Genomic DNA, 24,607 nt, shown 5'->3' with positions numbered 1-24,607 from the left:
CGAAAGCGTGCCCTATTTTTTTGCAACGCGATTCCGCAACGTCACCACAGGCAACAGGCACACATGGAAAGAGTCTTCATCACCGGCGCCAGCAGCGGCCTGGGACGCGCCCTGGCGCAGCAATACGCGTCCACGGGCGCCACGCTGGGCCTGCTGGGCCGGCGCGAAGACGCGCTACGCGAGCTGGCTGGCAGCCTGCCCGGCGAGCACCGCTGCTATGCGGTAGACGTACGCGACCGTCAGGCGCTGCATGCCGCGGCCCTGGATTTCATCGGGTTCTGCCAGGGGCGGGTGGACGTGGTCATCGCCAGCGCCGGCATCAGCGCCGGCACCCTGACCGAGCACGGCGAGGACTACGACGTCTTCAAGGCCATCGTCGACACCAATTTGCTGGCCACCGTGGCGACCTTCGAGCCCTTCATCGCATCCATGCGCCAGGCTGGGTCGGGCCGGCTGGTGGGCATCGCCAGCGTGGCGGGAGTCAGGGGCCTGCCAGGCGCGGGCGCCTACAGCGCGTCGAAATCCGCGGTGGTGACTTACTGCGAAAGCCTGCGGCTGGAACTGGCCGCCGAAGGCATAGACGTGGTGACGATCGCGCCCGGCTATATCAAGACGGCGATGACGGCCCACAATCCGTATTCCATGCCTTTCCTGATGGAAGCGGACGCCTTCGCCCGCCGCGCGCGCAGCGCGATCGGGCGGGGCGCGTCCTATGTGGTGATTCCGTGGCAGATGGGCATCGTGGCCAAGCTGATGCGCCTGTTGCCCAACGCCGTCTACGACAGGCTGGCGCGCAACGCGCCGCGCAAGCCGCGCCGCGCGCGTTAAGCGCTCAAGGCACCACGTCGTTGCCGACTTCGTCGGTCACGTGGCCTACGTCGCCCCAGTCCAGCACCTGCCACTTGCGGCCCTGCACGCCGACGCGGTTGATGCTGACGTTCAGCAGCGAAGCGTCGCGCGGCCCGTTGAGCGGCACGCCGGAGGCATGGCGCCAGATGATGTCCAGCACGCCGCCGTGCGTGAACATCAGGATGCGTTCGTCGTCGTGGCGGCTGGCAATGTCGTCCACGGTTGAAATGACGCGGGACTGGAACTGGCCCAGCGTTTCGCCGCCGTCCAGCGGACGCAGCGGGTCGCGGCTCTTCCAGGCGGCAGCGGCTTCGGGGGCCAGCACGTCGATGCGCTCGTGGTCCAGGCCTTCCAGCACGCCGAAGCCGCGCTCGCGGATGCCGGGCTCCACGCGCACGCGCAAGCCCAGCTGTTCGGACACGGGCAGGGCGGTGGCGTGGGCGCGCTGCAGGTCGCTGCTGTAGATGGCGTGGATGGGCGTATGGCGGGCCTCTTCGCGCAAGCGCGCGGCCAGCAGGCCGGCCTGGTTGACGCCGAATTCGTTCAGGGGGATGTCTTGCCAGCCTTGCAGGCGCCGCTGGCGGTTCCAGTCGGTTTCGCCGTGGCGGATGAACCAGATTTCAGTCATTACGATCTTGATGCGGGTTTAGAGCTGGGCGGACGCGATGGGCGCGCGCGGTTTCCAGATGGTTTGAATGATCGAGCTTAACGCGACCAGCGCGGGCTCGCTAGCGCGCTCGTAGGGCAGGATGAATCCCAGCATCGCGTCCACGCGCGCCTGGCCCCAGACGATGAAGTCGTTCGAGGCCGCGCCCGCCAGCGCGGCTTCCTCGCGCAGCAGGGCGCAGCCTGCGCCCGCGCGCACCAGCGCGTCCAGGTTGGCCTGGTCGTCGTTCTGCATCACGACGCGCGGCGACAGGCCATGGCGTTCGAACATGTCGCGCAACAGCAGGTGCGTGTGGCTGCCGGAAGGACCGTCCAGCCAAGGCAATTGCGCCACCTCGCGCCAGCCGCCGCGTTTGAGCACGGCGGCATGCTCGCGGGGCATGGCGATGCGGTAGCGCACGCTGCGCAGGGGCTGCCAAAGCACGCCGCGCGGCGGATTGGCGGCAATGATCAGCGCCGCCGGCAGGCGGCCGGTGCTGACCTGTTCGGCCAGCGCGGCGGCAGGCAGGGTCTGGGTCTTCAGCTCGACCAGCGGCAGGCGCTGGGTGACGGCCGAGGCCAGTTCGCCCAGGCGCAGGAAATCCGGTTTTTCGCTGGGTACGCCCAGCTCGACCGCGCCATGCAGGCTGCCTTGCAGCTGCTGGGCCTCGGATTTGAACTGCGCGCCCAGCACCAGCAGCGACTCGGCGGTGGGCAGCAGCACCTCGCCGGCCTTGGTCAGCGCCAGCCGGCCGCCGCTGCGGTCGAACAAGGCCACGCCCAGGCTTTGTTCCAGCGCCTTGATCTGCGCGGTCACGGCGGGTTGGGTCAGCGACAGCGCCTCGGCCGCCTTCGTCAGGTTGCCCAGCCGGGCGACCGTGACGAAGGCGCGGATCTGATAGATTTCCATGGCCCCGAGTTTAGGCCGCCAGGAGCCGCACTTGGGTAGGTTCGAGGCCGATGGAAACCGGAGCGCCGACGGGGAAGGGCGACAGCCCGGCCAGATGCGATTGGTCCGCGGTCAGCCGCTGCTCGCCGATCAGCACCTGATAGCGGGTGAATTCGCCCAGGAACTCGCTGCTTTCCACGATGCCGGGCAGCCAGACATAGCGTGCGTCGCCCAGCCCGTCCGCCATTTCGATCTGCACCGTGTGCGGGCGGAAGCTGGCCGCCAGCCGGGAAGCGGCGGGCGCTTCGCCCGTGAGCGGCAGCTGCAGGTCGCCCACGCCTTCCACCGCCAGCACCACGCTGCCGCTGGTGCGTTCGCGCACGTCGCCTTCCAGCACGTTCATCGTACCCACGAAGTTGGCGACGAAGCGATTGACCGGATAGTCGAACAAGGTGCTGGGCGCGCCGATCTGCTGGACCACGCCGTGGTCCAGCACCGCCATGCGGTCGGCGGTGGTCATGGCCTCTTCCTGGTCATGGGTGACGAAGATGGTGGTGATGCCAAGCCGGCGCTGCAGGCTGAGCAGATCCTGGCGCATCTGCACGCGCAGCTTCTTGTCCAGATTGGACAGAGGCTCGTCCAGCAGCAGCACCTGCGGCTCGATCACGATGGTGCGGGCCAGGGCCACGCGCTGCTGCTGCCCGCCGGAAAGCTGGTTAGGGCGGCGCTTGCCGTACTGGGACAGGCCGACCAGATCGAGCGCGGCCTCCACCTTGGCGTGGATCTCGGCGCGCGGCAGCTTGCGTTCGACCAGGCCGAAGGCCACGTTGTCCCAGACCGTCATGTGCGGCCACAGCGCGTAGTTCTGGAACACCATGCCGATGTTGCGGTTCCAGGGCGGCGTGCCGCTGATGTCCTTGCCGTCCACCAGCAGTTGCCCCGCGCTGTGCCGGTTGAAGCCGGCGATCAGCCGCAACAAGGTGGATTTGCCGGAGCCGGACGGTCCGAGCAGCGCAAAAAACTCGCCGGGCTCGATGCTGATGTTGACGTCCTTGAGCACTTCCGTCTTGCCGTAGGACAACCGGATGTTGCGGCATTCGACGCTGACTTTCTTCATGCGGATTCCCCTTCATTGCGGGCCGGCTGTTGGCGCGACTGGGCGCGCTCCACCAGCAGGTGCGAGACATACGTGCCGATGGCCACCGCGGCCACCGCCAGGACGCCGAGCGCGGCGCCGGGACCCCGGCCCGCCGCGCTCTGCATGTACAGATAAATGCCGTAGCTCATGGGCGCCTGGCTGTCCTTGGTCACCAGCATGATGGTGGCCGACAGTTCCACGGCCGCCGTCACGAAGCTGGTCACGAAGCCGGCCAGCATGCCGCCCGCCATGAGCGGCACCACCACGCGGCGTATCGTGCTCATGCGGGTCGCGCCCAGCGATTGCGCCGCCTCTTCCAGCGAGATGTTGATCTGCTGCAGCGAGGCCACGCAGGATCGCAGGGCGTAGGGCAGCCGGCGCACCGAGTACGCGATCATGATGATGATCCACGACGAGGTCAGCAGCGTGCCGGTGCCGGGCAGCTCGATGCCGCGGAAGGTGCGCAGAAAGCCGATGGCCAGCACGATACCTGGAATCGCCAGCGCGGCGGAGGCCAGGAAGTCCAGCCACTGGCGCGCCGGCAGCCGGGTGCGCAACATCAGATAGGCGATGGCGGTACCCAGGATCACGTCCACGCCCGCGGCCAGGCCGCAATAGAGCAGGGTGTTGGCGATCATGCCTTGCGATTCGGAGAACACCGCGGCGTAATGCGCCAGCGTGTAGCCGTCGGGCAGTGGCGCGAAGCTCCAGACGCTGGCCAGGGACAGCAGCAGCACGCCCATATGCGGCGACAGCACCAGCAGCAGCACCAGGATGATCCAGCCATAGGCCAGTACGCTCTCCACCGGGCGCAGCTTGCGCTTCTGGATGGAGCTGCCGCCCTTCTGCAGGGTGGAGTAATCGCGGCCCTTGAGCACCCGCGCCGACAGCCACAACGCCAGTATCGAAAAGCCCACCATGATCACGCTGATCACATAGCCCAGCGGATCCTCCAGGCCCACTTGCGTGATGCGCAGATAGGCCTGCGGCGCCAGCATGTTGGTGGTGCCCAGCACCAGCGGCGTGCCCAGGTCGTCGAACACCTTGACGAACACCAGCGACGTGCCGGCCACATAACCGGGCAGGGCCAGCGGAAAGATCACGCGGCGGAACAGACGGAAGCCCCGCGAGCCCAGGTTGAAGGCCGCCTCTTCCATGGCGCCGTCGATGTTGCGCAGCGCCACCACCAGGTTCATCAGGATGAAGGGGAAGTAGTGCAGCGATTCCACGAAGATGACGCCGTTCAAGCCTTCCATGAACGGGATGGTGAAGCCGAACCAGTCGTTGAGCAGCAGGTTCACGCTGCCCGAGCGGCCGAAGATCAGCTGCATCGCAACCGCGCCGACGAAGGGCGGCATGATCAGCGGCAGCACGCCCAGGGTCTGGATCAGCAGCGCGCCGCGGAAATCGAAGCGCACCGTAAAGTACGCCAGCGGCACGGCGATGAGCGATGCCAGCAGCGCCGACCAGCCCGCCACGTACAGGCTGTTGAAGAAGGCTTCCTTCATCAGCGGCTGGTTGAAGAAGGCGCCGAAGTGGCCCATGGTGAAGCTGCCGTCGGCGTTCACGAAGGCGGTGTAGAACACCGTGCCGACTGGCACGGCCAGGAACAGCAGCAGAAAACCGAACACCAGTAGCGCCGTCAGCAGGGGGCCGACGGGCAGGCGCGAGTGGCCCGAAGAATTCATCGAGATTCCCGAAATCGTTGCCAGGGGAAAGCCGCGGCGGCGGACGGGACCGGCCCGTCCGCCGCGCGTCCTGCGGGTGTAGCGGCCTAGAGCGCGGCGGCCTGCTTGGCGAGCTTCACGGCTTCTTCGTAGTTCGCCTTGGAAAGGCCGTTCCATTCGCCTTCCAGCTGGGTGATCTGCTGGTTCACGGCGGCGTCCTTCTTGTTGCCGGCGAAGATCGCCAGGAAGGCCGGGTCGGCGGCCTTCTTGCCGTCCACGAGCGGCGCCCAGGTCAGCTTGCGGGCCTGCGCCAGCAGCTCGGCAGCCTTGCCGCTCTTGGCCTTGTCGCCCAACTTGGCTTCGGCCTCGTAGATGGCCTTGGTGGCGGCCTGCAGTTCCTTCAGGCGGAACGTGACCGTCTGGTCATACAGCGACTGCACGACGTAGTAGCGCGACTGCGACAGGTCGGCGTTGAATTGCACCTTGCTGCGCTTGGCGATCTCGGCGGGGTCAGGGTAGCCCTGGGGAATCTTGCCGGCCAGCGCCGTGTAGGGCAGCACCGGCAGGCGCGAGATCTTGGGTTCCAGCAGCAGTTCCTGGCCGGCCTGGCTGAGGGTGAAGGCGATGAACTTCTTGCCTTCCTCGGTGTTCTTCGCGCCTTCGATCAGCGCGATATTGGCCGGCACGATGGCGGTTTCGGAGGGGTAGACGAACTCGACCGGGAACTTGGAATACTTGCTGGACAGGCCGAAGAAGTCGATCACCGGGCCGGCGCCGAACTGGCCGTTGTTCACGCCGTCCGGCACGCCGAAAGAACGTTCGGTGACGGCGCTGCTGTTGCCCGACATGCGCAGCAAGGTGCTCCAGCCTTCGTCCCAGCCTTCGCCCTGGAGGATGGTTTCCACCGTCAGGTGCATGGTGCCCGAGCGCGACGGCGAGGTGATGCCGACATGGCCGAACCATTGCGGCGACAGCAGGTCCTTCCATTCCACCGGCGCGGGGATCTTGTGCGCCGCGATGTAGCGGGTGTTGTAGATGATGCCGTAGCCGGCCAGGGCCTGGCCCAGGTACATGCCGCCGGGATCGTTGATGGGGTAGTTGCCGATCTTGTCCGGCACCTGCTTGTTGGCCACGTCGGCGGAGTTCGCCAGCAGCTTGTCGCGGCCCAGCACTTCGAAGGCGTCGGGCGCGCTGGCCCAGAACACCTCGGGACGCTGGCCGGCGGGCGTTTCGCGCACGTAGGCGATGCCCGATACGGTGTTCTTGTTCAGGATTTCCAGCGTGATGCCGGGGTTGGCCTTTTCGAAGGCCGTCTTGTAGGCCTGGGTGAGGTCTTTGGGGAACGACGTGATCACCGTGACGGTGCCTGCCAGGGCAGGGGCCGCGCAAACGGCCAGCACCGCACCTGCAAGAGCTGTGCGCATTGCATGCATGGTTTGTCTCCGTAGTTTTAGATTTGTTCGGAGACAGTACTGGCCGGTCCAGGCAGCGTCCAATCACAAATTTTGATGCGCGCCATCAATGCGGGCGCCCCGGCCGGGCGGGGCGCCGTGCCTTGCCCGCTAGGCCGTGGCGGATACGCCGCGTTTCATGGCCTGGGCCTGCTTCTCCATCACTGCAGTGATCTGCTGCTGGATCTGCATCGCCTGGGCATTGAGCGCCATCAGTTGCTGGGCCTTCATTTCGGCCGGCATGCCGCTGGCCTTGACCTTGGCGATCTGGTCCATCACGCGCTTGAGTTGCTTCTGCAGTTCCTTGATCTGGCGCGTGTAGGCGTCGTCGTTGCTGGAGTCTTCGGTTTCCTTGGCTTCCTGCACCTTGCCCATTTTCAGGCCGCCGGGGTTGTTGACGCGGATCTTGCCGTCCGCGGACACCGTGCTCGTTTCCGCGTCCGAGGCGCTCTTGGCTTCCTTGTTGGCGCGGATCTTCTGCGCCCAGAGGTCGGCCAGGCTGTTGATTCGGGAATTGCCGCTGATGGGATCGATCGCCATGATTGCTCCTGCCGCCTATGAGGATTTCGGGGTTTTCACTAGTACGGCATTCTGACGGCGAACTTAAGCATTGCTCCCCGTTTGCAGCCCCCTTTACACTGGCGCCCGCTCACACCCGACACCTACTTTGGGATATCCATGTCCAATTCCTACTTTCCGCGCTGGCGCCTGGCGGACGACGCCGAGCCCGGCGTCATCATCGCGCCCGACGAAAGGCTGTCCTGGCCCAAGAACGTGGCCATGGGCGCCCAGCACGTGGTCGCCATGTTCGGCTCCACCGTGCTGGCCCCGTTGCTCATGGGCTTCGACCCCAACGTCGCCATCCTCATGTCGGGCATCGGCACGCTGATCTTCTTCCTGTTCGTGGGCGGCAGGGTCCCCAGCTACCTGGGTTCCAGCTTCGCCTTCATCGGCGGCGTGATCGCCGTGACCGGCTATGCCGGCGGCGGGGCGAACGCCAATATCGGCGTGGCGCTGGGCGCCATCATCGCCTGCGGCCTGGCCTACACGTTGATCGGGCTGATTGTCTGGTTCGTCAACGCGCGCGCCGGGGGCGGCGCGAACTGGATCGACACGCTGATGCCGCCCGTCGTCACCGGCGCGGTGGTGGCGGTCATCGGCCTGAATCTGGCACCAATCGCTGCCAAGAGCGCGATGGGCGCGTCGGGCTTCGACAGCGTGATGTCCATGGTCACCATCCTCTGCGTGGGCGGCATCGCCGTGTTCACCAAGGGCATGGTGCAGCGCCTGCTGATCCTGGTCGGCATGATCCTGGCCTGCGTGGTGTACGGCATCCTCGCCAACGGCATGGGGCTGGGCAAACCCATCGACTTCTCCGGCGTGGCGGCCGCAGCCTGGTTCGGCCTGCCGCATTTCGCCGCGCCGGTGTTCAAGGCCGAGGCCATGGGCTTGATCGTGCCTGTCGCCATCATCCTGGTGGCCGAGAACCTGGGACACGTGAAGGCTGTCAGCGCCATGACCGGGCAGGACCTGGACCGCTATCTGGGCCGCGCCTTCGTCGGCGACGGGGTCGCTACCATGGTGTCCGGCGCCGTGGGTGGCACGGGCGTCACCACCTACGCCGAGAACATCGGCGTGATGGCCGTCACGCGCATCTATTCCACCCTGGTGTTCGTGGTGGCCGCCCTGATTGCCATCGTGCTGGGCTTTTCGCCCAAGTTCGGCGCGCTGATCCAGATGATCCCGGCGCCCGTGCTGGGCGGCATGTCGGTGGTGGTGTTCGGCCTGATCGCCATCGCCGGCGCCCGTATCTGGGTGGTCAACCAGGTGGACTTCAGCGACAACCGCAACCTCATCGTGGCCGCGGTCACGCTGGTGCTGGGCGCGGGAGACTTCACGGTCAAGCTGGGTAACTTCACGCTGGGCGGCATCGGCACCGCTACCTTCGGCGCCATCATCCTGTACGCCTTGCTGCGCCGCAGGAAGTAAGCGGCGCGGCCATGCGCGGACCTGGCGTCGCGCGCATGGCCGGCTGGCGCGCCTAGGTGCGCGACAGCCGCGAGGTTGCGGCCGTGCCGGTCAGCGCCACCGGCGCCGCCTCGATCACCTGTCCTGATTGCGTCTTGAATACCGAGGTGGCTTCGGCCAGGCGCCGCGCCTGTTCTTCCATCGCGGCCGCCGCGGCCGAAGCTTCCTCGACCAGCGCGGCGTTCTGCTGCGTCACCTCATCCATCTGCGAGATCGCCAGGCTGACCTGGTCTATGCCGCCGGCCTGTTGTGCCGAGGCGGCTGAGATCTCGGCCATGATCGCCGCCACCCGCTGCACGGAATCCACGATCTCCTGCATGGTCTGCCCGGCGGCAGCCACCTGGGCCGATCCCGCCGCCACGGTGTCCACGGAGGCCTCGATCAGCGTCTTGATCTCCTTGGCGGCTTGGGCCGCGCGCTGGGCCAGCGAACGGACTTCGCCCGCGACCACGGCAAAGCCCTTGCCCTGTTCGCCAGCGCGCGCGGCTTCGACGGCGGCATTCAACGCGAGGATGTTGGTCTGGAAAGCGATGCTGTCGATCACCGAAACGATGTCGGAGATGCGCCTCGAGCTGTCCGAGATGCCGTGCATGGTGGCTACCACCTGTTCCACGTTCTGGCCGCCACGCTGCGCCACGTCCATGCTGACCGAGGCCAACTGATTGGCCTGGGCGGCGTTTTCCGCATTCTGCTTGACGGTCACCGCCAGCTCTTCCATCGTGGATGCGGTTTCCTCCAGCGCCGCGGCCTGTTCTTCGGTACGTACTGACAGGTTGGAGTTGCCGGCAGCGATTTCCGCCGCGCCCACGTTGATTTCATCCACGCCCTGGCGCACGGACGTGACGGTGCGGGTCAAACCTTCCTGCATGCGCTTGAGCGAGGCAAAGAGGACGCCGATCTCATTGTTGGAGCGGGTTTCCACGCGGTTCGTCAGGTCGCCCGCCGCGATGCGGTCGAAGTGCCTGCCGGCCTCCTGCAGCGGACGGAGCACGGCGCGCCGGATGAAGGTCCAGCACAGCGCCGTCAGCAGCAGCGCGGCCGATATCAGCGCGACCGCCGAGATCCGGGCGGTGGAGTAGGTTTGCTCCGAGCTTGCCAGCACGCCGTCGCTGCGCTCCTGGACCCGGGCCAGGAAGGCTTGCATGTCTTTCATGAAGTAGGCGTCGGCCTGGGGCAGCCGTCCCTCGTCCTGGCGGAACTTGGCAGGCGCGCGTTCCTTGAGGTCGGCTTCCAGCCTGTCCAGGATGGCGGCGTATTCGGTGAAGCGGCCCTGTAGCGTCTGGGCCAGCTCCTGGCCGCGCGGGCTTTTGGGCACGGCCATGTAGCGGGCGAAACGCTCGCGCGCCTGCTTCAGATGGCTGGCGGCTTCCTCGCCGGCCAGCCCGGCTTGGTCCATGCCGCCGGCCTGCATGGCAGCCATGCCTGCACCGAGCGCCAGCCGCGCGCGCAGCAGGGCGGCGTTGGCTTCGTAGAGCGGGTCGACCTGGTGGACCGCGACATTGTTCAGATCCTTGATCTCGGTCACGCTTTTCTCGGCGTTCATCCAACTCAAGCCGCAAGCCAGCGCCAGGGCGATGACGAAGCAGCCCAGCACCAACAGCATTCCAGTACGGACTTTCAATTTTTCCAGCATGAGAGCTCCTCGTTCTTGAACGCGATCCGCCGTGTTGGGAACGGCCCAGGCCGCCCGCTGCGCGGCGGAACGGCGAACGTCGCGCCGGGTGGCTGCGATGCGTCCGCCTCCACTGCAACTACCCGCAAAAACAAGACTCCTGCGCGTGGCAAGTGCTTGCGGTCTGCAAGCTGCAGCCAAACGGTATCCAGTTGAATGTATTAAATTGTTATGAATGACACAATTTGTTGTTTTATACTGATTCAGTCCGTTTTTGCTGGCGTTTTTTGGAGGTAATCCCTGGTTGTTGCAAAAAACTATCGAAGAGTAGTTTTTATGCCACACGTGCACCAAGGAATCGCGGCGACGTGCCTGCGCGATCCGGTTCAAGATCGGATCGGAAAAATTGGAAAAAATGACGGGTTTTAGCGGGTTACAGCGGCGAAATGCGGCGAAAACGGCGGTTTCTCCGGCGGCTTGCAATTCCCGTGGACTTTGACCACAATATGACCTTGATTGCCCCGGTTCCGACCCGAGCCGGGGTTTTGTTTTGGTCGTCCGCGCCGCTTGCCAGTTTTGCTTTCACTCGGCTGCCTGCGCGCGCCAGGATTCCGACCTTCACCGAGAACGCTCCGTCCGGGGCGTTTTCTACTTTTGTTTGGGAAACGACATGTCTGCCATTCCTTTGACCGTGCGCGGGGCCGAGCGCTTGCAAGAAGAGCTCCAGCGGCTGAAAACCGTGGAACGTCCTGCCGTTATCAACGCGATCGCTGAAGCGCGTGCGCAGGGTGATCTGTCGGAAAATGCCGAGTACGATGCTGCTCGCGAGCGCCAAGGCTTTATCGAGGGCCGGATTGCCGAGCTTGAAGGCACGCTTTCCAACGCCCACCTGATCGATCCTACCGCCCTGGATGCCGAAGGCCGCGCCGTGTTTGGCGCCACCGTCGACATCGAGGACCTGGATTCGGGCGATCGTGTGACGTACCAAATCGTCGGCGACGTTGAAGCCGACATCAAGTCGAACCTGATATCCGTGTCGAGCCCGGTGGCCCGCGCGCTGATCGGCAAGAGCGAAGGCGACGTGGTCGAGGTCAAGGCCCCGGCTGGCGTTCGCGAGTATGAAGTCCTGGGCGTGCGCTACATCTGACGCCGACGTAGTAAGCTGGAAGTTGTCAAAACACCATAGTCCGAACCGTGCGTTCGACTGAATTCCGCGGTTTAATGCGGATCGCTATGGTGGACCGGGCGCGTAAAGCGCCCGTTTTTGTGCCCGCACTTACCTTTTCGTCGTCTTGCGGCTGGTGCCGCTGCGTGCTCCGGCCCGCAGGCTGAGCGCGCTGCCGGCGCGGCGGGGAATGCCGTGACCGCTGGCGGTGGTCTTCCTGGTGCCGGGGCGCATGGGCTTGCCGTTCTTGTTGAGCTGGTCCTGGGGCACGAAGCGCGTCTTCGGCTTGGGCTCTTCGGATTCGCTGCGGCGCGGGCGCTTGGCCAGGGTCTTGCCTTCGGCGGCCAGCTTCTTGGGCGTGTGCGGCTCGGAGGCGCGGCGCTTGGCGGGGCGTTCAGGTTCCATGGCGGCCAGCGCGGCGGGCTTGATATTGCCGGCCAGCGGGCGGAACAGGATCAGGGTTTTGCCCAGATGGTGCACGGGGGCGCAGGAAAGCGTGTCGCAGATGGTCGACAGCATTGCGTCGCGGGCCTCGCGGTCATCGCCGCCGGCGCGCACCTTGATGAGGCCGTGCGAAGTCAGCGCCAGGTCGATTTCCTTGAGCACGGCTTCGGTCAGGCCGTTGTCGCCGATCAGGACGACGGGGCGCAGAGGGTGAGCGGCGGACCGAAGGTCGCTGCGCTCACGAGAGGTAAGTTCTAATATAGGCATGCGTGGAATTGTACGGTAATGGCCAAGAATAAATTCTCCAAAGACTGGATTCACCAGCACATCAATGATCCCTATGTGAAGCTGGCGCAACAGAAGGGCTACAGGGCCCGCGCCGCCTTCAAGCTGATCGAGATCCTGGATACCGAGAAGCTGATGCGCCGGGGCGACCTCGTGGTCGACCTGGGGTCGGCGCCCGGCAGTTGGTCCCAAGTGGCGCGCGAGCGCCTGGCGGGGCCGGGCGGGGTCGTGGACGGACGCATCATCGCGCTCGATATCCTGCCCATGGAGCCCGTGGCGGGCGTTGAATTCATCCAGGGCGACTTCCGCGAAGATGAAGTTTTGAAACAATTGGAAGACATGGTCGGATCGCGCGCGGTGGATCTTGTTATTTCCGACATGGCCCCCAACTTGTCAGGGGTGGGTATTGCCGACTCCGCGCGCATCCAGCATGTGTGCGAGTTGGCGATGGAATTCTCCTGCGCCCACCTCAAGCCCAACGGGGCGCTGATCGTCAAGGCTTTCCACGGCAGCGGCTTTTCGCAGATCGTGGAATCCTTCAAGCAGCGCTTCAAGCGGGTGGTCGAACGCAAGCCGAAGGCATCGCGGGACAAATCCTCCGAAACCTTTCTGGTTGCGCGCGATCTGAAGTAGCCCGGGTCCGGGGGCGCCGCCTCGGATTCGAAAAACCTACAGCCTGCCGGGACAACGACCAGAAAATTCGCGAATAAGACAAAACTCAGAGGGGCTCAGGCATCCCGGGACGCAATCTGGTCTGACAGGGTAGAATGAGCTATTGACATACTTGTGACTGTGCCATATGCGGGTGCGCGGTCGCCGGTCGGAATCGAAAGCAGGAGATCGACCTTGAATAATTCATTTTCGAAAGTCGCTGTCTGGATGGTGATAGCCCTCGTGCTGTTCACCGTCTTCAAACAGTTCGACGGACGCGCTCAGACCCAGGACGGCGTGACCTACACGCAGTTCATGGACGACGCCAAGGCGGGACGTATCCGCAAGGTCGACGTCCAGGGCGACGTGCTGTACGTCACCCCTGACGCGGGCCGCGCCTACACGCTGACTTCGCCGGGCGACCTCTGGATGGTCTCCGATCTGCTGAAGTACGGCGTCCAGGTGTCGGGCAAGCCGCGCGAAGAGCAGTCGCTGCTGATGAGCATCTTCGTGTCGTGGTTCCCCATGCTGTTGCTGATCGGCGTCTGGGTGTTCTTCATGCGCCAGATGCAGGGAGGCGGCAGGGGCGGGGCGTTCAGCTTCGGCAAATCGCGCGCCCGCATGCTCGACGAGAACACCAACCAGATCACCTTCGCTGACGTCGCCGGCTGCGACGAAGCCAAGGAAGACGTCCAGGAATTGGTCGATTTCCTGCGCGACCCCAGCAAGTTCCAGAAGCTGGGCGGCCGCATCCCCCGCGGCGTGCTGATGGTCGGCTCGCCGGGTACCGGCAAGACGCTGCTGGCCAAAGCCATCGCGGGCGAAGCCAAGGTGCCGTTCTTCAGCATCTCGGGTTCCGACTTCGTTGAAATGTTCGTCGGCGTGGGCGCGGCCCGCGTGCGCGACATGTTCGAAAACGCCAAGAAGCACGCTCCCTGCATCATCTTCATCGACGAAATCGACGCGGTCGGCCGCCAGCGTGGCGCCGGCCTGGGCGGCGGCAACGACGAACGCGAGCAGACGCTGAACCAGATGCTGGTGGAAATGGACGGCTTCGAGTCCGGCCAGGGCGTCATCGTCATCGCCGCGACCAACCGTCCCGACGTGCTGGATCCCGCGCTGCTGCGCCCGGGCCGCTTCGACCGCCAGGTCGTGGTGCCGCTGCCCGACATCCGCGGCCGCGAGCAGATCCTGAAGGTCCACATGCGCAAGGTTCCGCTGTCGCCCAACGTCGATGCGACCGTGCTGGCGCGCGGCACCCCGGGCTTCTCCGGCGCCGACCTGGCCAACCTGGTCAACGAAGCCGCGCTGTTCGCCGCCCGCCGCAATGGCCGCACGGTCGACATGTCCGACTTCGAAAAGGCCAAGGACAAGATCATCATGGGCGCGGAACGCCGCTCCATCGTGATGCCCGAAGAGGAACGCAAGAACACCGCGTACCACGAGTCCGGCCACGCGATCGTCGCCCGTCTGCTGCCCAAGACCGACCCGGTCCACAAGGTCACCATCATCCCGCGCGGCCGCGCGCTGGGCGTGACCATGCAGCTGCCTGAGACCGACCGCTACAGCATGGACAAGGGCCGTCTGCTGTCCACCATCGCCGTGCTGTTCGGCGGCCGCATCGCCGAAGAAATCTTCATGGACCAGATGACGACGGGCGCCTCGAACGACTTCGAACGCGCCACCGCCATCGCCCGCGACATCGTCACGCGCTACGGCATGACCGACGAGCTGGGCCCCATGGTCTATGCCGAGAACGAAGGCGAAGTGTTCCTGGGCCGCAGCGTCACCAAGACCACGCACATGTCGGAAGCCACCATGCAGAAGGTGGACACCGAGATCCGCCGCATCATCGACGAGCAGTACAGCGTTGCCCGCAAGATCCTGGAAGACAACCGCGACAAGGTCGAAGTGATGACCTCCGCGCTGCTCGAATGGGAAACCATCGACGCCGACCAGATCAACGACATCATCGAGGGCCGTCCTCCGCGTCCCCCGAAGACGCCTCAGGGCCCGTCGGATACGTCCGACACGCCGCCCACGGGCCTGGCGGCAGGTGGCAATACGGCTGCCGCTGTCTGAGGCTGCTCATCCTGAGTTATGGCAAATAACTTCCTTTGCGGGCGCTTCGAGTTTGATCTCGAGCGCCCGCTTGTCATGGGTATCGTCAACGTCACGCCGGACTCGTTTTCCGACGGCGGCCAGCATGACGATACGGATTCCGCAGTGGCGCATGCGCGCCAATTGATCGCCGAAGGCGCCCAGATCCTGGACCTGGGCGGCGAGTCCACGCGTCCCGGGGCCGACCCGGTCTCAGTGGCCGACGAACTGGCCCGGTTGCTGCCGGTGGTGGAGGCGCTGCGCGATTGCGGCGTGCCCCTGTCCATCGACACCTTCAAGCCGGAAGTCATGCGCGCCGTGCTGGATGCCGGCGCGGACATGATCAACGACATCTATGGCTTCAGGCAGCCGGGCGCCGTCGAGGCGGTGGCCCATACGCGCTGCGGGCTGTGCGTGATGCACATGAAGGGCGAGCCTCGCACCATGCAGGCCGCCCCGCCCGAGTACACCGACCTGATCGGTGAAATCGGGCTTTTCCTGGGGGCTCGCGCGCACAAGCTGCGCGCGGCCTGGATCGATCCTCGCCGCATCGTGCTGGACCCGGGCTTCGGCTTCGGCAAGACGGGCGACCAGAACTTCCAACTGCTGCGCCGGCTGTCCAGCCTGCGCAGCGCCGGTTATCCATTGCTGATCGGCCTGTCGCGCAAAACCATGATCGGCCAGGCTACCGGCCGGCCCGTGGACGGCAGGTTGCCCGGCAGCATCGCCGCGGCGCTTGCCTGCGTGGCGCGTGGCGCTTCCATCGTGCGGGTGCACGATGTGGCGGCCACGGTCGACGCGCTCAAGGTATGGCACGCGGCAGAACAAGGAGCACTCAGTTCATGATTCGACGTAAATATTTCGGTACCGACGGGGTCCGCGGCGAAGTCGGCGGTCCGGTGATCAACGCCGAATTCGCGCTGCGTCTGGGTTACGCGGCCGGCCGCGTCCTGGCGCGTGAGCACGCCGTACGCGGCGGCAGCCGTCCGCAGGTCGTGATCGGCAAGGACACGCGGATCTCCGGCTACATGCTGGAGTCGGCGCTGGAAGCCGGTCTGTCGGCGGCAGGCATCGATGTGCTGCTGGCAGGCCCGGTGCCCACCCCCGCGGTGGCCTACCTGACCCGCGCGCTGCGTCTGGTGGCGGGCATCGTCATCAGCGCTTCGCACAATCCGTACCAAGACAACGGCATCAAGTTCTTCTCGGCGCAAGGCATGAAGCTGCCCGACGAGATCGAGGCCGCCATCGAAGCCGCCCTGGACGAACCGCTGGGTTGCGTCGCGTCGGAGGCCCTGGGGCGCGCGCGCCGCATGGGCGACGCGCAGGGCCGCTACATCGAATTCTGCAAGAGCACCTTCCCCAACGATCTGGACCTGAACGGCATGACGATCGTGGTCGACGCCGCCCACGGCGCCGCCTACAACATCGCGCCGCACGTGTTCCGCGAGCTGGGCGCCGAAGTGCACGCCATCGGCGTCAATCCGGACGGCTTCAACATCAACAAGGGCGTGGGTGCGCTGCATCCCGAGCTGCTGGCCAAGGAAGTGCACGCCCGCGGCGCCCAGTTGGGCATCGCGCTGGACGGCGACGCTGACCGCCTGCAGATGGTGGATGGCGAAGGCCGCATCTACAACGGCGACGAACTCATGTACGCCATCGTCCGCGAACGCATGCAGCGCGGCAAGGTGGACGGCGTGGTCGGCACGCTGATGACCAACTTCGGCTTTGAACGCGAAATGCAGCGCCTGGGCGTGGGCTTCGAGCGCGCCAATGTCGGCGACCGCTATGTGCTGGAGCAGATGCAGGCGCGCGGCTGGCTGTACGGCGGCGAAAGCTCTGGCCACCTGTTGTGCCTGGATTGCCATTCGACCGGCGATGGCATCGTCGCCGCGCTGCAGGTCCTGACCGCGCTGCGCCGCAACTCGGTCGGACTGTCGGAATGGGTGAGCGATCTGCGCATGTATCCGCAGAAGATGATCAACGTGCCGATGACCCCGGGCCAGGACTGGAAGACGCACGCCGGCCTGAGCGCCGCGCGCAAGGCCGTCGAAGCCGAGCTGGACGGCCGCGGCCGCATCCTGATCCGCGCCTCGGGCACCGAGCCGAAACTGCGCCTCATGGTCGAAGCCGAAGATGAAGCCCTGGCCGTATCCTGCGCCGAGAAGCTTGCGGCCAGCCTGGGATAAGCGCGGACCTGCGATTTCGAACAAGGCCACCCGGCGCGTGACGGGTGGCCTTGTTTGTTCAAGGGTTGTATAGATTTGTAAAGTTTTGTCGATTTGGGCGGAAGATTGATTTATCCGCTCCGGACTAAACTTCATAGTCACGTAACATATTGGTCAAGTCTTTGACATACAGGGCGTCCACACTGGCTGGACTCTCTAGGAGCTTCGCGCAATGCTGGAATTAGCACGCATCAATCCGAGCCGTAATGCCGCAGAACCTTGGACCGGCGCCGCCGCCAAGGTGCTGGTGGTGGGCTTGGCGCGCACCGCTGAAGAAATCGAGCAGATTCAACGCCTGCGCTACGACGTCTTCACCGAGGACATGGGCGCGGTGTTCCCCGACGCCCAGGACGGCATCGAGCATGATCGCTTCGATCCGTACTGCGAACATCTGATGGTCCGCGAGCTGGACACGGGCCGCGTGGTCGGCACCTACCGGATCCTGACGCCGGAAAAGGCGCGGGAGGCCGGCGGCTACTACTCGCAGTCCGAGTTCGACCTGTCCGGGCTGGGAGCGATCCAGGATGAGCTGGTCGAAGTCGGCCGCTCTTGCACGCACCCCGACTACCGCAGCGGCGGCGTCATCATGCTGCTGTGGTCGGGCCTGGCCGAATACCTGCGCCGCGGCGGCTATCAGTACGTGCTGGGTTGCGCCAGCGTCAGCCTGCGCGACGACGGCGTTACCGCCGCCGAAGTGTGGCGCACCATCTCCAAGCAGCTGCCGCAGGGCGACGAGCCGCGCGTGACGCCGCTGCATCGCTATCCGGTGGAGAAGCTCAACAGCACCTTGCCGGCGCGCGTGCCGCCGCTGATCAAGGGTTACCTGAAGCTGGGCGCCAAGGTCTGTGGCGAGCCCGCCTGGGACCCGGATTTCAACGCCGCGGATTTCCCGGTCCTGCTGAAAATGGACCGCATGGACGAGCGCTACCGCCGCCATTTCGGGCTGGATCAGCCCGCAACCGCCACTGCCCAGCGCTGAGGCCACCATGCGCCGCCTGTTCCGCCGCATGAAGATCAGGTTGATACGGCGGGCCACCAGGCCTTTGCGCATGGAGCTAAAGCGGCTGGATCGCGAGACCGATCTGTCGCCGTTTTAGTGCATCGGCCCCGCAGCGCGGGGCCGGAACAGGGCGGGCACGCTCGCGCCGCCCGGCTGGTTCCTCAGAACTCCAGCAGTTCGAATGAAAAGCCCACCTTGTTCCACTCAGCTTCTTCCGCGCGCAGCGTGAAGTCGCTCAGGGGGTGCTGCGCCAGCCATTCGCGGTTGACCCGCACCACGATGGAGTTGTCGCGCACCGACGCGGTCAGCGGCAGCGGTTCGATTTCATTGCGGCGGCGGAACAGCAGTACCGCCAGGCGCAGGCTGAGGATGGCCTTCCATTGCGCGCGCGAACGTACCAGGGGTTCCAGCTTGGTCAGCTTGCCCTGGTGGCCGAGCGCGAGCAGCGCCAGTAGTTGCTGGTCGGCGCGCGAGAAGCCCGGCATGTCGGCGTTTTCCAGCACGTAGGCGGTGTGCTTGTGGTATGCGTTGTGGGCGATGGACAGGCCCACTTCGTGCAGGTCGGCCGCCCAGCCCAGCGCGGGACGCAGCTCGGCGCGTTCCGGGCCGTCCGGGAACATGGCGTCGAACAGGGTCAGCGCGGCGTGGTGTACGCGGCGCGCCTGGTTGACGTCGACGTGGTAGCGCTTCATGAACTGGCGCACCGATTCATCGCGCTTGTCATGCTCGTCGTCGCGGCCCAGCAGGTCGTACAGCACGCCCAGGCGCAGCGCGCCGTCGCCGGTGTGCATGACGTCGATGCCCAGCTCGTCGAACAGGGCGCTCATGATGGCCAGGCCGCCCGGCAGGACGTCCGAGCGTTCGATCTTGATGCCGGGCAGTTCGGACGGAATCACGCGGCCCGAGCGGATGATGCGGTCTTTCAGCTTGTTCAGGCCGGCGCGCGTGATGCCGCGGTCCGAGAAGCGGCATTCGGTCAGGATGGCGAACAGCGCCTTGGCCGTGCCGGAAGAGCCGTAGGCTTCCTTCCAGCCCATCTTGCGGTACTGCTTGGCGATGACTTCGATCTCGCGGCGCGCGGCCAGCTCGGCCTGCTTCATCTGGTGCGCGTCCACCACGCCGTCCGAGAAGAACTGGCGACTGTAGCTGACGCAGCCCATGTACAGCGAGGACATCAGGCCGGGCTCATGGCTCTTGCCGATGATGACTTCGGTGGAGCCGCCGCCGATGTCGATGACCAGGCGCTTGTTGGGCGAAGGGGGCAGGGTGTGGACCACGCCCGAGAAGATCAGGCGGGCCTCTTCGCGGCCGGCGATGACTTCGATGGGAAAGCCCAGGGCGGCTTCGGCTCGCGGCAGGAAGTCGCGGGTGTTGCGGGCGACACGGAAAGTGTTGGTGGCGACGGCGCGGACCCGGTTGGGGTGGAAGCTGCGCAGACGGTCGCCGAAGCGTTCCAGCACGGCGATGGCGCGGTCGATGGCCTCGTCGCCCAGCCTTTTTTCGGAGTCCAGGCCGGCCGCAAGCCGGACGGTTTCCTTGAGGCGGTCAATCTGATAGATCTGGGGCGTACCGTCCTGTTGAACGATGCGTCCGATGGAGAGGCGGAAGCTGTTGGACCCGAGGTCCACCGCGGCCAGAAGTTGATCCATGCGGCTCGTAAATATTGTCTGAGAGGTGGCCCGATTATAGAGATCCCATGTGACAGCGCTTCCGCGCGCGCTTTTTTTCTTATGGAACAGGGGTTTGCGGCATCTGATCGGCCTGCTATGCGTCCCGGTTTTGGCGTACGCTACGTATTTGCTGCTGTGTCATGGAACCGTCACCTTTTTGCAGTAAAACTCCACGCTCTCCCTACGTATGGAACCCGGTATGCCCTCACGCCCTCCTGCCGAGCCTTTGCTTCTGAACCGCGAGTTGTCGCTGCTGAAATTCAACGAACGCGTGCTGGCGATGGCGGAGAATCCCAAGACTCCCTTGCTGGAACGCCTGCGCTACGTCTGTATCGTCAGTTCCAACCTGGATGAGTTCTTCGAGATCCGGATTTCCAGCCTGAAGGAGCAGCAGCGCCAGTCGCCGAATCTGGTGGGACCCGATGGCATGACGCCGGACCAGGCGTTCGACAACGTGCAGCAGGCGGTGCATGCGCTGGTGTATCGCCAGTACAACCTGCTCAACGACGAGATCCTGCCGGCCATGCACGCCGAGGGCATCTCGCTGCACCATGCATCGGAATGGAATCCGCAGCAGCAGGAATGGGCGCGCGAGGTCTTCAACCGCGACGTGATGCCGCTACTGACCCCGATTGGGCTGGATCCGGCGCATCCGTTTCCGCGGGTCTACAACAAGAGCCTGAATTTCATCGTGTCGCTGTCGGGCGCCGATGCCTTCGGCCGCCAGGCCTCGATCGCCGTGGTGCAGGCGCCGCGCGCCTTGCCGCGCCTGATCAAGATGCCGCAGGAGCTGTCGGGCCAGCCCGAGGGCTACATCCTGCTGACCTCGCTGCTGCGCGCCTTCGTGGGCGAACTGTTTCCGGGGCTGGAAATGCTGGGCTGCTACCAGTGGCGGGTCACGCGCAACAGCGACCTGTTCGTGGACGAGGAAGAAGTCACCAACCTGCGCCATGCCTTGCAAGGCGAGCTGTCGCAGCGCAACTTCGGCGCCGCCGTGCGCCTGGAGATCGACAAGCTGACGCCGGTCGAACTGGAACACTTCCTGCAGCGCGAGTTCTCGCTCAAGGCGGAGGACACCTACCGCGTGCCGGGGCCGGTGAACCTGTCGCGCCTGATGCAGCTGTGCAATTCGGACTCGCGGCCGGACCTGCTGTTCCCGGATTACCGCGCCCCCGTGCCGGCGCCGTTCGACCGTGTGGGCGACAAGCCGGCCGAGCTGTTCGAGGCCGTGGCCGAGCAGGACCGCCTGCTGCACCATCCCTACCAGTCGTTTCAACCCGTCATCGACTTCCTGACCGCGGCCGCGCTGGATCCGGACGTCATGGCGATCAAGCAGACCATCTACCGCACCGGCGAAGACTCCGAGCTGATGAAGATCCTGCTGGCCGCGGCGCGCGCCGGCAAAGAAGTGACGGTGGTGGTGGAATTGATGGCGCGCTTTGACGAGCAGACCAACATCAACTGGGCCTCCAAGCTGGAAGAGGTGGGCGCGCACGTGGTGTACGGCGTGGTGGCGCACAAGACGCACGCCAAGATGGCCGTGGTGCTGCGCCGCGAAAAAGGGCGCCTGCGCCGCTACGCCCACCTGGGCACCGGCAACTACCACCCGCGCACGGCGCGCCTGTACACCGACTTCGGGCTGCTCACGGCCGATCCCAAGCTGTGCGAGGACATGGACAAGGTGTTCGCGCAGCTGACCGGGCTGGGCGCGCGCCGCTCGCTCAAGGCGCTGATGCAGTCGCCCTTCACCATGCACGACGGCATGGTGGCGCTGATCCGCGCCGAGGCCCGCGCGGCCAAGGCCGGCAAGCGTGCGCGCATCATGGCCAAGATGAACTCGCTCTTGGAAGAGCAGATCATCGAAGAGCTTTACAAGGCGGGCCAGGCCGGCGTGAAGATCGACCTGATCGTGCGCGGCGTATGCGCGCTGCGCGCCGGCGTGCCGGGATTGTCCGAGAACATCAGGGTGCGTTCCATCGTCGGCCGCTTCCTGGAGCATTCGCGGGTCTTCTACTTCTATGCCGAGGGCGAAGAGACTGTCTACCTGTCGTCCGCCGACTGGATGGACCGCAACTTCTTCCGCCGGGTCGAGATCGCCTTCCCGATCTACGACAAGACCCTGAAGAAGCGCGTCATCGACGAAGCCTTCACCTACGCCCTGCGCGACAACCAGCTGGCCTGGCAACAGCTTCCCGACGGCGACTACACCCGGGTCAAGAGCCGCCGCGAGCCTTTCAACGTGCATCAGTACCTGATGCAGAAGCTGGGCGTGTAACGTCCGCCGCTCCGCCCCGGGGCGGCTTCGGAAGCAAGGCCTCCCGTATGTTCCGCCCCCTTTAAGACGGCGGCGTTCGAGGCAAATCCTCCCCAGATCCAGGCCGCGCGGATCCGGCTTCGCCGGTCCGCCACCGGCGCCCCCCTTGGGGGGAGGCGCGCAGCGCCTCGGGGCGGGATCATGACTGTCACTATCCTGTCATGTAGGGCTTCTAATATTCGAGGGTCGCTGAAAGACAGGCAGTTTTCCAAGCCTGCCAGACTCCTCCAACGAGCACAGAAGGAACCCTGATGTTCAAACGTGTCTTCAAACAAGTTTCCCTGGGCGTCGCGCTGAGCGCCGCCGTGTTTGCCGTCCAGGCCGCCGACGTGACCGGCGCCGGCGCTTCGTTCCCGTACCCGATCTACGCCAAGTGGGCCTCCGACTACAAGGCCGCCACCAATAGCGCCGTCAACTACCAGTCCATCGGTTCGGGCGGCGGTCAGCAACAGATCATCGCCAAGACGGTTGATTTCGGCGCTTCCGACGATCCCATGAAGGCTGCCGATCTGGAAAAGAACGGCCTGCTGCAATTCCCGGCCGTCATCGGCGGCACGGTTGCCGTGGTGAACATCGATGGCGTCGAACCCGGCAAGCTGAAGCTGTCGGGCAAGGTCCTGGCCGACATCTTCCTGGGCAAGATCAAGAAGTGGGACGACGCCGCCATCAAGGCGCTGAACCCCGACCTGAAGCTGCCGGCCGCCGACATCATCGTCGTGCACCGTTCGGACGGCTCGGGCACCACCTTCGGCTGGACCAACTACCTGTCCAAGGTGTCGCCGGACTGGAAGTCGACCGTGGGCGAAGGCAAGGCCGTCAAGTGGCCCGTGGGCCAGGGCGGCAAGGGCAACGAAGGCGTCGCCGCCTACGTCGGCCAGCTGAAGAACTCGATCGGCTACGTGGAATACGCCTACGCCAAGCAGAACAAGCTGGCCTGGACGCAGCTGCAGAACAAGGACGGCAAGTTCGTCCAGCCGGAACAGAAGGCTTTCGCCGCCGCGGCCGCCAACGCCGACTGGAAGAGCGCGCCGGGCATGGGCGTGGTCCTGACCGACGAGCCGGGCGCCGATTCCTGGCCCGTCACCGCCGCCACCTTCATCCTGGTCCACAAGTCGCAAGACAAGCCGGCGCAGGGCAAGGCCGTGCTGGAATTCTTCGACTGGGCCTTCAAGAACGGCGCCAAGTCGGCTGAAGCCATGGACTACGTGCCGCTGCCGGAAGCCGTGACCAAGGAAATCCGCGCCGCCTGGGGCGAAGTCAAGGCCGCCGACGGCAAGGCCGTCTGGCAATAAAGGCTTGAGCGCGAGGGAGGCCGGCTGACAATGCCAATCTCCGTCGCGCGCAATCCACAGCGGCCGCCGCTGGCGTTCCGGGTACGGAATGCCTGCGGCGGTCCGCCGCAAGACCTTCGCAGTTTCTCCCCTGGTTTCCTAAGGAAAGTCCATCCATGAGCGCGGTAATGGATAATAGTGTGCCGCTTTCGCCCAGCGTGGCGGACTCCGTGACTACCGGCACGCCTTCGCCTATGAAGCAAAATAAAAACGCGCTGATGGATGCGCTATTCAAGAACCTGACCCGCCTGTTCGCCTTCCTGGTGTTCATCCTGCTGGCGGCGATTCTTGTTTCCCTGATCTACGGCAGCCGCGAATCGTTGGCCAAGTACGGCCTGTCGTTCCTCTGGCTCAACGACTGGGATCCGGTCAATTCCAACTACGGCGCGGTGGTGCCCATCATCGGCACGCTGCTGACCTCGGCCATCGCCCTGATCATCGCGGTGCCCGTGTCCTTCGGCATCGCCATCTTCCTGACCGAACTGTCGCCCACCTGGCTGCGCCGCCCGCTGGGCACCGCGGTCGAAATGCTGGCGGCGATTCCGTCCATCATCTACGGCATGTGGGGCCTGTTCGTCTTCGTCCCCGTGTTCCAGCAGTATGTGCAGCCTTTCCTGATCGCGACGCTGGGCAGCCTGCCCGTGATCGGCGGCATCTTCGCGGGGCCGCCTTTCGGCATCGGCATCTTCACCGCCGGCCTGATCCTCTCGATCATGATCATCCCGTTCATCGCCGCGGTCATGCGCGACGTGTTCGAACTGGTGCCGGCGATGCTCAAGGAGTCCGCCTACGGCCTGGGCAGCACGACCTGGGAAGTGATGTGGCGCGTGGTGCTGCCCTACACCAAGTCGGGCGTCATCGGCGGCATCATGCTGGGCCTGGGCCGCGCGCTTGGCGAAACCATGGCCGTGACCTTCGTCATCGGCAACGCCTTCAAGTGGTCCGGTTCGCTGTTCTCGCCGGGCAACTCGATCGCTTCCGCGCTGGCCAACGAATTCAATGAGGCGGGCGGCATACAGAAGTCGGCGCTGCTGGAACTGGGCCTGATCCTGTTCCTGATCACGACCATCGTGCTCGCCCTGGCCAAGATGCTGCTGGTCCGCTTGTCCGCCAGTGAAGGCAAGAAAACCTGACGCGCCGCGA

Annotated in this window: 20 protein-coding genes; 11 read left to right on the top strand and 9 right to left on the bottom strand. The window is 65.2% G+C overall.

Annotated features, from left to right (window positions below):
* The first annotated feature begins 63 nt into the window (after window positions 1–63).
* Window positions 64–828: an SDR family oxidoreductase gene (locus N5C88_RS13660; protein WP_059380168.1), complete on the top strand. Its 765-nt coding sequence runs from the start codon at window positions 64–66 to the stop codon at window positions 826–828.
* A 4-nt stretch (window positions 829–832) separates the two neighbouring features.
* On the opposite strand, the gene N5C88_RS13655 is transcribed toward N5C88_RS13660, so the two are convergent.
* From N5C88_RS13655 to N5C88_RS13630, 6 genes are all read right to left on the bottom strand, one after another.
* Window positions 833–1,477, bottom strand: a complete 645-nt coding sequence (locus N5C88_RS13655) for a histidine phosphatase family protein (protein WP_251881157.1) — start codon at window positions 1,475–1,477, stop codon at window positions 833–835.
* 18 nt (window positions 1,478–1,495) lie between these two features.
* Window positions 1,496–2,404: a LysR family transcriptional regulator gene (locus N5C88_RS13650; RefSeq protein ID WP_059380166.1), complete on the bottom strand. Its 909-nt coding sequence runs from the start codon at window positions 2,402–2,404 to the stop codon at window positions 1,496–1,498.
* A gap of 10 nt (window positions 2,405–2,414) precedes the next feature.
* The gene (locus N5C88_RS13645; protein ID WP_059380165.1) at window positions 2,415–3,500 is read right to left on the bottom strand and encodes an ABC transporter ATP-binding protein; all 1,086 of its coding nucleotides are present in this window, start codon (window positions 3,498–3,500) and stop codon (window positions 2,415–2,417) included.
* Window positions 3,497–5,209, bottom strand: coding sequence for an iron ABC transporter permease (locus N5C88_RS13640; RefSeq protein WP_059380164.1), 1,713 nt, complete (start codon window positions 5,207–5,209; stop codon window positions 3,497–3,499). The genes N5C88_RS13645 and N5C88_RS13640 overlap by 4 nt, the downstream gene beginning before the upstream one ends.
* Window positions 5,210–5,295: 86 nt before the next feature.
* Window positions 5,296–6,621, bottom strand: a complete 1,326-nt coding sequence (locus tag N5C88_RS13635) for an extracellular solute-binding protein (protein WP_280015490.1) — start codon at window positions 6,619–6,621, stop codon at window positions 5,296–5,298.
* A 129-nt stretch (window positions 6,622–6,750) separates the two neighbouring features.
* Window positions 6,751–7,179, bottom strand: coding sequence for a hypothetical protein (locus N5C88_RS13630; RefSeq protein WP_280015489.1), 429 nt, complete (start codon window positions 7,177–7,179; stop codon window positions 6,751–6,753).
* 138 nt (window positions 7,180–7,317) lie between these two features.
* On the opposite strand from N5C88_RS13630, the gene N5C88_RS13625 reads away from it, so the two are divergent.
* The gene (locus N5C88_RS13625; RefSeq protein WP_280015488.1) at window positions 7,318–8,628 is read left to right on the top strand and encodes a solute carrier family 23 protein; all 1,311 of its coding nucleotides are present in this window, start codon (window positions 7,318–7,320) and stop codon (window positions 8,626–8,628) included.
* 52 nt (window positions 8,629–8,680) lie between these two features.
* Here N5C88_RS13625 and N5C88_RS13620 read toward each other — a convergent pair whose 3' ends face one another.
* Entirely contained in the window at window positions 8,681–10,300 is a 1,620-nt protein-coding gene (locus N5C88_RS13620; protein ID WP_059380160.1) for a methyl-accepting chemotaxis protein, read from the bottom strand.
* Window positions 10,301–10,949: 649 nt separating this feature from the next.
* Here N5C88_RS13620 and greA point away from each other — a divergent pair.
* The gene (gene greA, locus N5C88_RS13615) at window positions 10,950–11,426 is read left to right on the top strand and encodes a transcription elongation factor GreA (RefSeq protein WP_054451366.1); all 477 of its coding nucleotides are present in this window, start codon (window positions 10,950–10,952) and stop codon (window positions 11,424–11,426) included.
* Window positions 11,427–11,555: 129 nt separating this feature from the next.
* On the opposite strand, the gene N5C88_RS13610 is transcribed toward greA, so the two are convergent.
* A complete protein-coding gene (locus tag N5C88_RS13610) occupies window positions 11,556–12,155 on the bottom strand; it encodes a YhbY family RNA-binding protein (protein ID WP_059380159.1) in 600 nt (199 codons plus the stop codon).
* Window positions 12,156–12,173: 18 nt separating this feature from the next.
* Here N5C88_RS13610 and N5C88_RS13605 point away from each other — a divergent pair, with 18 nt between their 5' ends.
* The 5 genes from N5C88_RS13605 (at window position 12,174) to N5C88_RS13585 (ending at window position 18,128) form a co-directional block, all read left to right on the top strand.
* Complete coding sequence (locus tag N5C88_RS13605) at window positions 12,174–12,806, top strand: RlmE family RNA methyltransferase (protein WP_054451364.1); 633 nt, start codon at window positions 12,174–12,176, stop codon at window positions 12,804–12,806.
* A gap of 213 nt (window positions 12,807–13,019) precedes the next feature.
* Window positions 13,020–14,906, top strand: coding sequence for an ATP-dependent zinc metalloprotease FtsH (ftsH, locus tag N5C88_RS13600; protein ID WP_054451363.1), 1,887 nt, complete (start codon window positions 13,020–13,022; stop codon window positions 14,904–14,906).
* A gap of 18 nt (window positions 14,907–14,924) precedes the next feature.
* Window positions 14,925–15,770 (top strand): dihydropteroate synthase, encoded by an 846-nt coding sequence (gene folP, locus N5C88_RS13595; protein ID WP_059380158.1) that lies wholly within the window; start codon window positions 14,925–14,927, stop codon window positions 15,768–15,770.
* Window positions 15,767–17,110, top strand: coding sequence for a phosphoglucosamine mutase (gene glmM / locus N5C88_RS13590; RefSeq protein ID WP_280015487.1), 1,344 nt, complete (start codon window positions 15,767–15,769; stop codon window positions 17,108–17,110). Before folP ends, glmM begins: the two co-directional genes overlap by 4 nt.
* Window positions 17,111–17,321: 211 nt before the next feature.
* Entirely contained in the window at window positions 17,322–18,128 is an 807-nt protein-coding gene (locus N5C88_RS13585) for a GNAT family N-acyltransferase (RefSeq protein WP_059380156.1), read from the top strand.
* Between the two features lie 182 nt (window positions 18,129–18,310).
* Here the strand turns inward: N5C88_RS13585 and ppx are convergent, their stop codons facing one another.
* Window positions 18,311–19,798 (bottom strand): exopolyphosphatase, encoded by a 1,488-nt coding sequence (ppx, locus tag N5C88_RS13580; protein ID WP_118932911.1) that lies wholly within the window; start codon window positions 19,796–19,798, stop codon window positions 18,311–18,313.
* A 220-nt stretch (window positions 19,799–20,018) separates the two neighbouring features.
* On the opposite strand from ppx, the gene ppk1 reads away from it, so the two are divergent.
* The 3 genes from ppk1 (at window position 20,019) to pstC (ending at window position 24,597) form a co-directional block, all read left to right on the top strand.
* Entirely contained in the window at window positions 20,019–22,094 is a 2,076-nt protein-coding gene (gene ppk1, locus N5C88_RS13575; protein WP_059380154.1) for a polyphosphate kinase 1, read from the top strand.
* Window positions 22,095–22,384: 290 nt separating this feature from the next.
* Entirely contained in the window at window positions 22,385–23,425 is a 1,041-nt protein-coding gene (pstS, locus tag N5C88_RS13570) for a phosphate ABC transporter substrate-binding protein PstS (protein ID WP_054451357.1), read from the top strand.
* Window positions 23,426–23,580: 155 nt separating this feature from the next.
* Window positions 23,581–24,597: a phosphate ABC transporter permease subunit PstC gene (pstC, locus tag N5C88_RS13565; protein ID WP_059380153.1), complete on the top strand. Its 1,017-nt coding sequence runs from the start codon at window positions 23,581–23,583 to the stop codon at window positions 24,595–24,597.
* Window positions 24,598–24,607 lie beyond the last annotated feature (10 nt).

This window comes from Achromobacter sp. GD03932, from assembly GCF_029839485.1.
In the GTDB taxonomy this organism is placed as follows: domain Bacteria; phylum Pseudomonadota; class Gammaproteobacteria; order Burkholderiales; family Burkholderiaceae_B; genus Achromobacter; species Achromobacter bronchisepticus_A.
The sequence above is the reverse complement of the archived record's forward strand: the minus strand, read 5'-3'. Positions and strand labels throughout refer to the sequence as shown.